The organism is Stappia sp. MMSF_3263, assembly GCF_030733745.1.
Classification (GTDB): domain Bacteria; phylum Pseudomonadota; class Alphaproteobacteria; order Rhizobiales; family Stappiaceae; genus Stappia.
Map to the genome: position 1 here is coordinate 79,554 of NZ_JASHIK010000020.1, position 13,743 is coordinate 93,296.

Here is a 13,743-nt window from a genome sequence, read left to right on the forward strand (position 1 = left end):
GTCCATCACATCACCTCCGTCGGCATTTTCAGCGGACGCTTCTTGCCGCCGAACAGCGACGCCTGGCTGGTTCCCGACGAGCAGCCGTTGCCGTCGGTGAAGCCGCACCCGCCCTTGAGGTCATAGGCTTCCTCGACCTGTTCGCGATGGGTGGTGGGGATGACGAAGCGGTCTTCGTAGTCGGCAAGCGCCATGATCTTGTACATGTCCTCGATCATCCGCCCGGTGAGGCCGACGCGCTCGGCGATGCCCTCGTCGAGTTCTCCCTCGATCGTCTTGGCGCGCATGTAGGCGCGCATCGCCAGCATGCGCTCAAGCGCCTGCACCACCGGCCCCTCGTCGCCCGCCGTCAGCATGTTAGCGAGATACTTCACCGGGATGCGCAGCGAGCGCACGTCGGGCATGGCGCCATCGACGCCGATCTTGCCGGCCTGCGCAGCGTTCTGGATCGGAGAAAGCGGCGGGATGTACCAGACCATCGGCAGCGTCCGGTATTCCGGATGCAGCGGGAAGGCGACCTTCCATTCCATCGCCATCTTCCAGATCGGGCTCTGGCGCGCAGCGCGGATCCAGTCCTCGGGGATGCCGTCGGCGCGTGCCGCCTCGATCACAGCCGGGTCATTCGGGTCGAGGAAAATGCCAAGCTGTGCGTCGTAGAGATCCATCGGGTTCTCGACGCTGGCCGCTTCCTCGATCCGGTCGGCGTCGTAGAGGATGACGCCGAGATAGCGAATGCGACCGACACAGGTCTCCGAACAAACGGTCGGATTGCCGCTCTCGATGCGCGGATAGCACAGCGTGCACTTCTCCGACTTTCCGGTCGACCAGTTGTAATAGACCTTCTTGTAGGGGCAGCCGGACACACACATCCGCCAGCCGCGGCACTTTTCCTGGTCGATCAGGACGATGCCGTCCTCCTCGCGCTTGTAGATCGCACCCGACGGGCAGCTCGCCGCGCAGGTCGGGTTGATGCAATGCTCGCAGAGCCGGGGGAGATACATCATGAAGGTGTTCTCGTATTCCCCGTAGATCTCCTTCTGGATGCCCTCGAAATTGTAATCCTCGCCCCGCTTGGCGAATTCGCCTCCGAGGATTTCCTCCCAGTTCGGCCCCTTCTCGATCTTCTCCATCCGCTCGCCGGTGATTACCGAACGCGGACGCGCCGTTGGGAAGGCCTTCATCTCGGGTGCCGACTTCAGGTGGTCGTAGTCGAAGTCGAACGGTTCGTAGTAGTCGTCGATCTCCGGCAGGTCCGGATTGGCGAAGATGTTCGCCAGGATCCGCCACTTGGAGCCCTGTTTCGGTCGCAGCTTGCCTGAGCGTGTGCGCTCCCAGCCGCCGTTCCAGTGCTTCTGGTTCTCCCAGTCGGTGGGATAGCCGGTGCCAGGCTTGGTCTCGACATTGTTGAACCAGGCGTATTCGACGCCCTCGCGGCTGGTCCAGACGTTCTTGCAGGTCACCGAGCAGGTGTGGCAGCCGATGCATTTGTCGAGGTTGAGCACCATGCCGATCTGTGCGCGCACTCTCATTGGGCTGCCTCCTCATGGCTTGCGCCTGCGGACGCGGGCTCATCGAGCCAGTCGACCTTGCGCATCTTTCTCAGGACGATGAATTCATCGCGGTTGGAGCCGACGGTTCCGTAGTAGTTGAAGCCGTAGGACTGGTGAGCGTAGCCACCGATCATGTGGGTCGGCTTGAGCACGGCGCGGGTGACCGAATTGTGGATGCCGCCGCGCAGGCCGGTCTTCTCCGAGCCCGGCGTGTTCACGATCTTCTCCTGTGCGTGGTACATGAAGATCGTGCCGTCCTTGATGCGCTGCGAGACGACCGCGCGCGCGGTCAGCGCACCGTTGGCGTTGTAGGCCTCGACCCAGTCATTGTCCTCGATCCCGGCCCGTTTCGCGTCGGTCTCGCTGATCCACACCACCGGACCGCCGCGGTTGAGCGTCAGCATCAGCAGGTTGTCGCTGTAGGTGGAGTGGATGCCCCACTTCTGGTGCGGGGTGATGAAGTTCAGCACCAGGTGCGGCTCACCGTCACGCGCATCCGTGTTGATGCGCCCGGTGACGGTCTTCAGGTCGACCGGCGGCCGGTAGGAGACGAGGCCCTCGCCGAAGGCCCGCATCCACAAGTGATCCTGGTAGAGCTGCTGGCGTCCGGTCAGCGTGCGCCAGGGGATCAGCTCGTGGACGTTGGTGTAGCCGGCATTGTAGCAGACCGTCTCGCTCTCGATCCCCGACCAGGTCGGCGAGGAGATGATCTTGCGCGGCTGGGCGGCGATGTCGCGGAAGCGGATCTTCTCGTCTTCCTTGGGCAGCGCCAGATGGGTGTGGTCGCGGCCGGTAAAGTCCGACAGCGCCTGCCATGCCTTGACCGCCACCTCGCCATTGGTCTCCGGCGCGAGCATCAGGATGACCTCGCTCGCGTCGATATCCGTGACGATGCGGGCGCAGCCCTTGGCCGGTCCGTCCTCCCACACGCCGTTAAGGTCGCGCAGGTGCTGGACCTCGTGGTTCGTCTTCCAGGCAATGCCCTTGCCGCCGTTGCCGATCGTGTCCATCAGCGGGCCGAGAGCGACGAAGCGGTCATGGAGCGCGGGATAGTCCCGCTCGACGGCGACGAAAGCCGGCGCGGTCTTGCCCGGGATCAGGTCGCACTCGCCCTTCTTCCAGTCCTTCACCTGGTCCTGTGCGATCTCGGCCGGCGTGTCGTGCAGGATCGGCAGGGCGACGATGTCGGTCTCGCGGCCGAGAACCTCCGGCGCGACCTGCTGGAACTTGGCGGCAATCGCCTTGAAGATCTCCCAGTCCGACTTGCTCTCGTAGGCCGGATCCACCGCCGCCTGCAGCGGGTGGATGAAGGGATGCATGTCAGAGGTGTTGAGGTCGTTCTTCTCGTACCAGCTGGCCGTCGGCAGGACGATGTCGGAATAGACGGCCGTGGTCGACATGCGGAAGTCGATGCAGACCAGCAGGTCGAGCTTGCCGCGCGGTGCCTCGTCGTGCCAGCGCGCTTCCTTGGGAAGCGGACGCCCCTCCTCCTTCAGGTCACCGCCCAGAACGCCGTGATCGGTGCCGAGCAGGTGCTTGAGGAAATATTCGTGCCCCTTGCCGGAGGAGCCGAGCAGGTTGGACCGCCAGACGAAGAGGTTGCGCGGCCAGTTCTCCGGCGCGTCCGGATCCTCGCAGGCCATCTCGAGTTCGCCGGACTTCAGGCCGCGCGCGACATAGTCCTTGATCTCGACGCCGGCCTCTTTCGCCGCGCGGGCGACATCGAGCGGGTTCTGCTTCAGCTGCGGGGCGGAAGGCAACCAACCCATCCGCTCGGCGCGGATATTGTAGTCGATCATGCTGACGTCCCAGTCGCCCTCGGGCGCCGTCGGCGACAGGATCTCGCTTGCCTCCAGCGTCTCGTAGCGCCACTGGTCGGTATGGGCGTACCAGGCGGAGGTGGAGTTCATGTGCCGGGGCGGACGGCCCCAGTCGAGCGCGAAGGCGAGCGGTGCCCAGCCGGTCTGCGGCCGGAGCTTTTCCTGGCCGACATAGTGGGCCCAGCCGCCGCCGGACTGGCCGATGCAACCGCACATCACCAGCATGTTGATGACGCCGCGATAGTTCATGTCCATGTGGTACCAGTGGTTCATCGCCGCGCCGATGATGACCATGGACTTGCCCTTGGTCTTCTCCGCGTTGGAGGCGAATTCCCGCGCCACGTGAGCGATCTTGTCGGCCGGCACTCCGGTGATCTTTTCCGCCCAAGCAGGCGTGCCCGGGCAGTCGGCGGCGTAGTCGCTCGCCACCCAGTCACCACCGAGCCCCCGGTCGAGGCCGTAGTTGGCGCAAAGCAGGTCGAACACCGTCGCGACCGCGACCTCGCCTTCAGCGGTCTGCACCCGCTTCACCGGCACGTTGCGGGTGAGGATGTCGGGACGCGTGTCACCGGTGGTGAAGGCCTCGCTCGCCGCACCGCCGAAATAGGGAAAATCGACGCCGACGACATCGTCTCGGTCCTCGTCGCCGACGAAGGTCAGCTTCAGCCGCGTCTCGGCGGCGCCGGCACGTTCCTCAAGGTTCCAGGCGCCCTTTTCGCCCCAGCGGTAGCCGATGGCACCGTTGGGGGCGACGAGCGAACCGGAGTTCTCGTCGTAGGCGACGGTCTTCCATTCGGGATTGTTGGCCTCGCCGAGCTTGCCGTCCAGATCGTCGGCGCGCAGGAAACGGCCCGGAACCAACCGCCCGTCGCGCGCCTCCAGCCGCACCAGCATCGGCATGTCGGAATATTGCCGGCAATAGTTCTCGAAATACTCCGCCTGCCGGTCGAGATGGAACTCGCGCAGGATGACGTGGCCGAACGCCATGCCCAGCGCCGCGTCCGTGCCCTGCTTGACGTTGAGCCACACGTCGCCGAACTTCGCCGCTTCCGAATAGTCGGGACAGATGACCGCCGACTTGGTGCCGCGATAGCGCGCCTCGGTGTAGAAATGCGCGTCGGGCGTGCGGGTCTGGGGAACGTTCGATCCCCACAGCAGCAGGTAGCCGGCATTGTACCAGTCGGCCGATTCCGGAACGTCCGTCTGCTCACCCCAGGTCATGGGCGAGGCCGGCGGCAGGTCGCAATACCAATCGTAGAAGGACATGCAGACGCCGCCGAGCAGGCTCAGGTAACGCGAGCCGGCGGCATAGCTGACCATCGACATGGCCGGGATCGGCGAGAAGCCGAAGACCCGGTCCGGGCCGTATTTGCGCGTCGTGTAGGCATTGGCGGCGGCGACCAGCTCCGTCGCCTCGTCCCAGGTAGCCCGCACGAAACCGCCCTTGCCCCGGTTCTCGACATAGGAGGCGCGCAGAACGGGATCGCTCTGCAGGCGCTCCCAGGCCGCGACCGGGCTCATCGTGCGGCGTATCTCGCGCCAGATCCTCATCAGCCGCCCGCGCACCAGCGGGTTCTTCACCCGGTTGGCGGAATAGAGATACCAGCTGTAGCTGGCGCCGCGGGCGCAGCCGCGGGGCTCGTGGTTGGGCAGGTCGGGACGGGTACGGGGGTAATCGGTCTGCTGGGTCTCCCAGGTGACGATCCCCGACTTGACGTAGATCTTCCAACTGCACGAGCCAGTGCAGTTCACGCCGTGGGTAGAGCGCACGATCTTGTCGTGACGCCAGCGGTTCCGGTAGGTCTCCTCCCAGTCACGATTCTCGCGCGTGACCTGGCCGTGGCCGTTGGAGAACCTCTCCAGTTCCTTCGACTGGAAGAAGTTCAGTCTGTCGAGCAAATGGCTCATGGTCCGGTCCTTTCTATTCGGCGGGCTGGGCGGTGGCGGGCGTTGCGCGGCCGCGCTCGATGTCGTGCAGGAGCCCCCCCGGGCGCGTGTACCAGGCCCAGGTGATGACAAGGCAGATCACGTAGAAGCCGAGGAAGCCCCAGAGCGCCGCCACCGGAGCACCGGTCATGGCAATCGAGGTGCCGTAGGCCTTGGGGATGAAGAAGGCGCCGTAAGCGGCGATCGCGCTGGTGAAGGCGATGATCGCTGCGCTTTCGCGCTCCGCCTGCTTGCGGCTCGCTGCCGCATCCAGTTCCGGCATCAGGCGCGGGATTTCCCGGCCCATGATCGCGGGGATCATCTGGAAGGTGGAGGCATTGCCGATGCCGGTCAGCAGGAAGAGCGCCATGAAGGCGGCGAAGAAACCCTCGAAGCTGCCTGCACCGATCGAGGCGATGACGCCGAAGACCGCCAGGATCATGCCGGCGAAGACCCAGACGGTGACCCGCCCGCCGCCGAAGCGATCGCTGATCCAGCCCGTGGCGGCGCGCGACAGGGCTCCGACAAGCGGCCCGAGGAAGACGTATTGCAGGGCGTTCACTTCAGGAAACTGCAGCTTGGTGAGCAGCGGGAAGCCCGCCGAGTAGCCGATGAAGCTGCCGAACGTGCCGGTGTAGAGGATGCACATCAGCCAGTTGTGCTTGCGGCCGAAGATCACCGCCTGCTCGCGGAAGCTGGCCTTGGCATCGGCGATGTCGTTCATGCCGAGCCAAGCCGCCGCTGTGGCCACCAGGATCAGCGGCACCCAGACGAAGCCGGCGTTCTGCATCCACAGGCGGCCGCCGTCTGACATCACCTGCGGTTCCCCGGCGACCGCGCCGAAGACACCGGCCGTGATGACCAGCGGCACCAGAAACTGCATCACCGAGACACCAAGATTGCCGAGCCCGGCATTGAGCGCCAGCGCGTTGCCCTTCTCCGCCTTGGGGAAGAAGTAGGCGATGTTGGCCATCGAGGAGGCGAAGTTGCCGCCGCCGAAGCCACACAGCAGTGCCAGCGTGAGGAAGATCAGATACGGGGTCTGCGGGTTCTGCACCGCATAGCCGATGCCGAGGGCCGGCACGAGCAGCGAGGCGGTGGAGAGCGTTGTCCACAGCCGGCCGCCGAAGATCGGCACCATGAAGCTGTAGAAAATGCGCAGCGTCGCACCCGACAGGCCCGGCAAGGCCGCCAGCCAGAACAGCTCACCCGGAGTGAAGTCGAAGCCGATGGCGGGAAGCCGGGCGACGACGACGGACCAGACCATCCAGACCGAGAAGGCGAGCAGCAGCGCGGGGATCGAGATCCACAGGTTGCGGCGCGCGACGTGGCGCCCCTTCTCTTGCCAGAAGCTCCGGTCTTCCGGCCGCCAGTCGTCGAGCGTGCGCGGCATCACGGTCTTTTCGGGATGGTGGATCGGCTGCATCTCGGGCAGCTGCGGCAGGGCATCCAGCGCCTCGCCGTGGGCGGCCCGTTCCATGGCGCGGATCGACATATGCATCCAGGCAAGCGAGATCGCGACAACACCGAAGAGCAGCGCGAAGCAGCTCGTGTAGATGCCGCTCAAATCGAGCAGCGCGCCGAAGGCGATCGGCAGGACGAAGCCGCCAAGGCCGCCGATCATGCCGACAAGACCGCCGACCGCGCCGACATGATTGGGGTAGTAGACGGGGATGTGCTTGAAGACCGCCGCCTTGCCGAGGCTCATGAAGAAGCCGAGGACAAAGAGCGTGCCGACGAAGGGCCACAGCCCCATTTCCGTGGTGAAGGAGATCAGTCCGTCCTTGCCGCGAATGACGTAGTCGGTCGGCGGGTAGGAGAGCATGAACAGCAGGATGAGACTGAAGCCGAAGGTCCAGTACATCACCGCGCGGGCACCGAAACGGTCCGACAAGTGACCGCCATAGGCGCGGAACAGGGAGGCCGAGAGCGAGAAGGCCGCGGCGCTCATGCCGGCGGTTTTCACGTCAACGCCATAGACGTCGATCAGGTAATGCGGCATCCACAAGGCCAGCGCGACGAAAGCGCCGAAGACGAAAAAGTAGTAGAGCGAGAAGCGCCAGACCTGAAGGTTCTTCAACGGCGCGAATTGCTGCGCGAGGCTCGGCGACTTGACGCCGCTGCGGCGACGCTCGACGAGTTCCGGATCGTCCTTGGCGAAGACGAAGAAGAGCACGCCGACAATGGCAAGGCCGATGGCCCAGGCATAGGCAACGCCGTGCCAGCCATAGGCGACCATGACGAAGGGCGCGACGAACTTGGTCACCGCCGCACCGACATTGCCTGCGCCGAAGATGCCCAGCGCCGTACCCTGATGGCCGGCATCGTACCAGCGCGAGACATAGGCGACGCCAATGATGAAGGAACCGCCCGCAAGACCGATGCCGAGTGCGGCAACCAGGTACATCGTGTAGGAATGAGCCAGCGTCAGTGCCCAAGTGGCCAGCGCCGTCAGTATCATCTGCGCCGAGAAGACGAGGCGGCCGCCGTATTTCTCTGTCCAGACGCCCAGAAACAGGCGTGTGACGGAGCCGGTCAGGATCGGGGTCGCGACGAGAAGACCGAACTGGGTGTCGGTCAGCCCGAGCTCATCCTTGATCGCCACACCGATGATGGAGAAAATCGTCCAGACCGCGAAACAGGCGGTGAACGCGATCGTGCTCAGTGCCAGCGCGCGATTTTGTTCGGCGGGTCTGACGCTGTCAGTGGTTTGCATGTCGATGCCTCCAGGCGGATGCGCTTCGCTCGAGCCAAAAGCTCAGGCGCCAACACAGCAGGAGGCAGGTGTGCCGAACTTGATCCAGGTCAAGAAACACGTAAAAGTCTTTTGAAATAAATGCCTTACAGAAAAATGTCAGTCCATCGACGCAATTCGCGCAAATCGTCGATCAACATCGATTTAGTATTGTTCTGATGCTTTTTGTTTATTCTCTTGATATTTATCAATCGAAGAACACGGCCGCAATCGACAGGCCGCGACGGGCAAGGATGGGCAATGAGAACCAGTGACATTCCGGAGGTCCGCAGTCTCCCACTGTTCAGCAACATGAGCGACGACAGTTTCGGTGCTCTCATGCGGGCGGCCTATGTCCAGACCTTTCCCCCGCATGTCGAGATCGTTTCCGAGGGCGATGCCTGCGACTTCCTGCATATCGTGGTGGACGGCAGCGTCGAGCTCTTCGCAAGCTGGAACGGTCGCGAGACGAGCATGGCGATCGTCCAACCGGTGAACGCCTTCATTCTTGCCGCGACGATCCGCGACGCGCCTTATCTCATGTCGGCCCGTACCATCGAGAAGACCCGCATGGTGCTGGTGCCCTCGACGGATGTGCGCGCGGTCTTCGACACGGACAACGCCTTCGCCCGCGCCGTCGTCGCGGAACTCGCCCAGGCCTATCGAACGGTTGTGAAAGGCAAGAAGAACCTAAAGCTGCGTACCTCAATCGAGCGGCTGGCCAATTATCTGCTGCGCATGCGCGAGATTGCCGGCGGCGGGCCGGAATTCGAACTCGACATGGAGAAGCGCCGCCTGGCCTCGCTTCTCGGCATGACGCCGGAGAACCTGTCGCGGGCGATCCGGACCCTGCAATCCTATGGCGTCGAGGTCGACAATAGCCGTGTGCGGATCGACAATCCCGACGAGCTTGTCAAACTGGCCAAGCCGACACCTTTGATCGACGACCCCGAGCATTGAGGCCGGCCGGGTTGGTCAGGGGAGCGGGCTGACGCCGATGACCGGCGGGTGAAGCAGGAGCAAGCCGAGATAGAGGCAAAGCCCGGCGACGAGACGCAAGGCGAGGCCCTTTGTGGAGACCGGTACCGGCAGCAGGGGCGAGGCCGCGACCGCATCCGACAGAGACTGCCATTCGGCGCCCATTTCACGCCGGCGGCGCCGGTCGACGGTCTTCATCCCGGCAAGCGCGAAAGCAGCGAACGTTCCGAAAAGCAGCGCGTGGGCAAGGTCGCCGTTGGCGATGACATGGGCCGCCGCCCATAGCGCCATCGCGGCAAGCAGCGGATGACGGCACCAGCGGGCGAGCCCGGGGCGTGCCGGATCGAAGGTCTCGTTTGCACGGCCGCCGAAGGAGAACGGGTTGGGACGGGCGATCGCCAGCGCGACAATCAGGCAAGCCGGGAGCATGACGGCGGCCGGCACATGCATCTGCCAGGCCTGCCAGGGCCACAGTGCCACGTAAGGCGCGCGCCCGGCAGCGCCGATCAACCAGACCAGCGCGGCGATCGACAAGGCTGAATAGGCGATCAGGAAGGCGCGACGGCCGATCAGTGCCTCGATCCGGCTCCGCACGACAGGACGCAACGGCAGCGAATGGCTGACAAAAAACACCGCGAAGGCAATGACCAGTTCCGCCCAGGCCATACTCACGCCGCCTTCCGGTGACAGGCAAGCAAGGGGCCGTAGAGCAAGGCGAAACCGGAGAATGCCGCGATCCATGTGAGGGCGGACAGCACATAGAGCATCTCCGCCTGGGCCGGCGACAATCCGGCCAGCACGCGCATCAGGACGGAGCAGATCAGCAGCAGGTAGACCAGCGCGGTTCCCGGACCGGCGGCAAGCGCCCGCCCGGTATGACCAAGTGTGGCGCGCGTCATCACCGCGAGCGTCATGACGCCGATGGCGCCGGCAAGCCACAAATGCTGCGCGGCGGCGGTGCCAAGCATCTCGGGGAACAGGATGGCCATGCCGAGCGCCAGCGCGCCGGCCGGAACGAAGCCGTAGCCGGCGTGCAGGATCCAGACCAGCGGCTCGGCGCCAGTGCTCGCCCCGGCCCAGCGCGACAGGCGGAAGGCATGGAGCGCGCCAGCCACCATCAATGCAAAGCCCGTCGGCCCCCCCTCGGGCATCGCCACCCACAGGGCGAGCGCGGCAAGCAGGATCGCAAGGGCTATCTTGTCAAATCGCCCGAGCGGGCTCGGCAACCGGGTCTCGCCGCGCTTCACCAGCCAGTTGCGGGTGAAGGAGGGAACGATCCGGCCCCCGATGACGGCGATCATCAGCACCGCCGCCGCCAGCCCCAGCCGCAGGCCCGCGCCTTGCGCCGCGTAGTTCCCTCGCGCAGCGTCCAGATGGAAGAGCAGGTTGCCAAGGATCATCAGAGTGAGCATTCCCAGGACGACAAGGTTTCGCCAGTTCCGTCCGGCGACAAGCTCGCGCAGGATTGCGCCCGCAAGTGCCACCTGAAAGGCGAGGTCGACCGCCGCAACAAGACTTGCCGGAAGTTCGGCCGATACGGCGATCACGATCCGTCCGGAAAGCCAGAGCGTGAAAAGACCTGCAAGCGGCCAGCCAACCAGCGGCAGGCGGCCCGTCCAGTTGGGCACCGCCGTCAGCAGGAAACCGGCGATCACGGCACCGAGGTAACCGAACAGGAATTCGTGCGCATGCCATGAAACGGGATCGAAAGCGGTTGGCAGGGACAGCCGTCCCGCGAGCATGGGGACCCAGGCCGCCATCGCAAGGGCGGCAAAGACGGCGCTGCCCAGGAAGAAAGGGCGGAAGCCGTATGTGAGGATCGCAAACCCCTTCCAGGACCGCATCTGCTCCGCGCTCGTCGCCATTGCCATCGCGCCCTTGCTTGTGTCGGCGAAGTTGCGCCGGGCTCCCTTGCCGTGGTCGCGCCCGCCATCGATGAATACGCATTTGAAATACCAATTATCAGATGTTATTACGCATCTCAAATACCAATTCAGGAGCGTGACATTGCGCCTCACATCCTTCACAGACTATGGCTTCCGCGCGCTCATGCGCATGGCCGGCGATCCCGATCGGGCCTTTTCCACGTCCGAGCTTGCGACAGATCTGCGCATTTCGCGCAATCACCTGGCCAAGGTCATCTCGCGGCTGGCACGGGCCGGCATCCTTTCGACGCGTCGGGGCGGCGCCGGCGGCGCCGTTCTGGCGCGCCCGGCCGAAGAGATCCGGCTTGGCGACATCGCCCGCATTCTGGAGGCCGACCAGCCGCTCGTCGAATGTTTCGCGGGCGATGCCAGCGCCTGCACGCTGGTGCAGAGATGCCGCCTGAAGTCGCGTCTGGCAGCGGCGGAAACCGCGTTCCTCGCCGAACTCGACCGCAGCACGCTTGCCGATTGCGCCGACCCGCCCTGAGCGACAGGTCGCATCGAAACGGTCAGCTGCCCTGGTAGTGCTGCACGCCGCGCTCGAAATAGTCGACCAGCGCCACACATTCTCCGCTCAGCTTGTCGCCATGCGGCTTGATGATCGAATATTCGAACCGTTCGACGATATCGACCGGCCGCACCACACCGCCCATGCTCCGGTGATCCTCCGCGGTGAAGGCGTCGACGATGCCAACCCCCATGCCGCGCATGACCAGTGCCGAGACGATGTGCGAAAGATAGGACTTCATCTTCTGCACCGGCGGACGCTGCATCTTGGCGAATAACCGGTCGAAGGCGCGCCCGGACATGGTGGAATCGACAAAGCCGACAAAGTCGAGACCGGAAAGATCGGCCGGGCGGATCACCGCCTTTTCGCCCAGAGGGTGGCCCGGTGCCGCGATGAAGCGGAAAGGCACGGACCCGGAGCGCACAACGTCGACCTCGTACTTGTGCTGCGTTGGAATGCCGAAGCCGATCTGGCACTGGCGCAGCGCCACCTGCCGCACGACCGGCAGTGTCGTCATCGACAGGAACTCGGCCCGAAACTCCGGCCGCTCCGCGGCGAGCAGCGCGATCACCCCGGGCAGTACCGACTGGGCGATCGCCGGGGCAGCAGCAATCGTCAGCGTTGCCCGGTAGCCCTGCCGGATCTGGGCAGCGGCGCGCTCGATCTGCGTCAGGCCGACGAAACTACGCTCCACCTCGGTCCACAATTCATGTGCCTCGCGGGTGGCAACGACCCGCCCTCCCCGACGCACGAACAGCGGCAGTTCCAACCTTTCCTCGAGATCGCGAATGAGACGACTTACCGCAGGTTGCGAAATGGCAAGCTCGTCGGCCGCCGCCGATACAGTGCCGGTGCGCATAACCGCCCGGAAAGCCTCAAGAGAACGTTGAGATAGCGCCGACACTATAACATTCCCGTATAAGCATGGAATAAAACAGTATTTGCCTTATACCGCTCACCTCCTCAGTCTGACAAGCAGGCGCATGTCTGGAGGGGCGATGTGAGCATGTCAGACGATAGCCGGCCGCTGCCGGAGAAGACCCAGGTCGTTGTCATCGGCGGCGGGATCGTCGGCGTCTGCACGGCCCTCTATCTTGCCGAAAAGGGTATTCCGGTCGTCCTGTGCGAAAAGGGACGGATCGCCGGCGAGCAATCGTCGCGCAACTGGGGCTGGATCCGCAAGGCCGGGCGGGACAATCGCGAACTCCAGTTGATGATCGAGAGCGCCGTCCTTTGGAACGAGCTTGCGCCACGGCTTGGCGAGGACATCGGCTACGGCATCCGCGGCACGACCTATCTCGCCGCAAACGAGACGGAACTGGCCCGGCACGAGACCTGGCTTACCGAAAACAGTGACTTTGCCCACGGCTCGACGCTCCTCAGCCCGCAGCAGACGGATGATCTGCTGAAGCGCAACGACCGCCAGTTCGCCGGCGCGCTGCACACACCCTCCGACGCCACCGCAGAGCCCGCCCTGGCGGTCCCGGCCATGGCCCGTTACGCGGAGCGCCTGGGAGCCACCATCCTTGAAGGTTGCGCCGTGCGCTCCATCGAACGCAGCGCCGGCAAGGTGCGGGCGGTCGTCACCGAGCGCGGCGAGATCGCCTGCCAGACGGTGGTGCTCGCCGGCGGCGTCTGGTCGCGCACCTTCCTGGAGAACCTCGGCCTGTCGTTGCCGCAACTGGCGGTGAAGTCGTCGGTGATGCGCACCACGCCAGGGCCCGAAGTGATCGCCGGCGCGGTCGGCGCAACGAATGCCTCGCTTCGCCGCCGGGCCGATGGCGGATACACGATCGCCCGCTCGGGTGCGGCCGAGTTCCAACTCGTTCCCGCCGCCTTCCGGCACTTCGCGAACTTCCTGCCGATCCTCGCCGATCGCTGGCGGATCATGAAAATCCGCCTGTCCGGCGACTTCTTCGGTCCGCTCGGCCGGCAACGCTGGCAAGCGGACGAGGTGACGCCTTTCGAACAGGTGCGGGTGATGGACCCGGCGCCCGACCGGCAACTCCTCAACAAGGTACTGGCAGGCGCCAAGGCCCTTCATCCGCGTCTCGACGGTGTCGAGATCGCCGAAACATGGGGCGGGCTCATCGATGTGCTGCCCGACGAGATCCCGGTGGTCGACGAACCGCCGGGATGGTCGGGGCTGGTGATCGCCACGGGCCTTTCCGGACACGGGTTCGGTATCGGGCCGGGGGTCGCCAAGCTGGTCGTCCAGCATATCGAGGGCGAGACCCCGCTGGTCGACATGAGACCCTTCGCCTTCTCCCGGTTCTCGAAGAAGGCGGCCGCATGACCCACC

General features: G+C 64.7%; 9 protein-coding genes. 3 read left to right on the forward strand and 6 right to left on the reverse strand.

Features of this window, described 5'->3' with window-relative positions; all coding sequences use genetic code 11:
• Window positions 1–5: 5 nt before the first annotated feature.
• The 3 genes from narH to RBB46_RS18925 are packed head-to-tail and all read right to left on the reverse strand — an operon-like array spanning window position 6 to window position 8,012.
• Window positions 6–1,529 (reverse strand): nitrate reductase subunit beta, encoded by a 1,524-nt coding sequence (narH, locus tag RBB46_RS18915; RefSeq protein WP_306030583.1) that lies wholly within the window; start codon window positions 1,527–1,529, stop codon window positions 6–8.
• On the reverse strand, window positions 1,526–5,278 hold the full coding sequence (locus RBB46_RS18920; RefSeq protein WP_306030584.1) for a nitrate reductase subunit alpha: 3,753 nt from the start codon (window positions 5,276–5,278) through the stop codon (window positions 1,526–1,528). The genes narH and RBB46_RS18920 overlap by 4 nt, the downstream gene beginning before the upstream one ends.
• A gap of 13 nt (window positions 5,279–5,291) precedes the next feature.
• Entirely contained in the window at window positions 5,292–8,012 is a 2,721-nt protein-coding gene (locus RBB46_RS18925; RefSeq protein ID WP_306030585.1) for an MFS transporter, read from the reverse strand.
• A gap of 279 nt (window positions 8,013–8,291) precedes the next feature.
• On the opposite strand from RBB46_RS18925, the gene RBB46_RS18930 reads away from it, so the two are divergent.
• Window positions 8,292–8,990 carry a helix-turn-helix domain-containing protein gene (locus RBB46_RS18930; RefSeq protein WP_306030586.1) on the forward strand — a complete coding sequence of 233 codons (699 nt, stop codon included), beginning with the start codon at window positions 8,292–8,294 and terminating at the stop codon, window positions 8,988–8,990.
• A gap of 15 nt (window positions 8,991–9,005) precedes the next feature.
• Here the strand turns inward: RBB46_RS18930 and RBB46_RS18935 are convergent, their stop codons facing one another.
• Complete coding sequence (locus tag RBB46_RS18935; RefSeq protein ID WP_306030593.1) at window positions 9,006–9,674, reverse strand: NnrU family protein; 669 nt, start codon at window positions 9,672–9,674, stop codon at window positions 9,006–9,008.
• A gap of 2 nt (window positions 9,675–9,676) precedes the next feature.
• Window positions 9,677–10,873 (reverse strand): NnrS family protein, encoded by a 1,197-nt coding sequence (locus RBB46_RS18940; RefSeq protein WP_306030587.1) that lies wholly within the window; start codon window positions 10,871–10,873, stop codon window positions 9,677–9,679.
• Window positions 10,874–11,015: 142 nt separating this feature from the next.
• On the opposite strand from RBB46_RS18940, the gene RBB46_RS18945 reads away from it, so the two are divergent.
• A complete protein-coding gene (locus RBB46_RS18945) occupies window positions 11,016–11,420 on the forward strand; it encodes an Rrf2 family transcriptional regulator (RefSeq protein ID WP_306030588.1) in 405 nt (134 codons plus the stop codon).
• Between the two features lie 22 nt (window positions 11,421–11,442).
• Here RBB46_RS18945 and RBB46_RS18950 read toward each other — a convergent pair whose 3' ends face one another.
• Window positions 11,443–12,345, reverse strand: a complete 903-nt coding sequence (locus RBB46_RS18950) for a LysR family transcriptional regulator (RefSeq protein ID WP_306030589.1) — start codon at window positions 12,343–12,345, stop codon at window positions 11,443–11,445.
• A gap of 102 nt (window positions 12,346–12,447) precedes the next feature.
• On the opposite strand from RBB46_RS18950, the gene RBB46_RS18955 reads away from it, so the two are divergent.
• On the forward strand, window positions 12,448–13,737 hold the full coding sequence (locus RBB46_RS18955) for an FAD-binding oxidoreductase (protein WP_306030590.1): 1,290 nt from the start codon (window positions 12,448–12,450) through the stop codon (window positions 13,735–13,737).
• The last annotated feature ends 6 nt before the right edge of the window (window positions 13,738–13,743 follow it).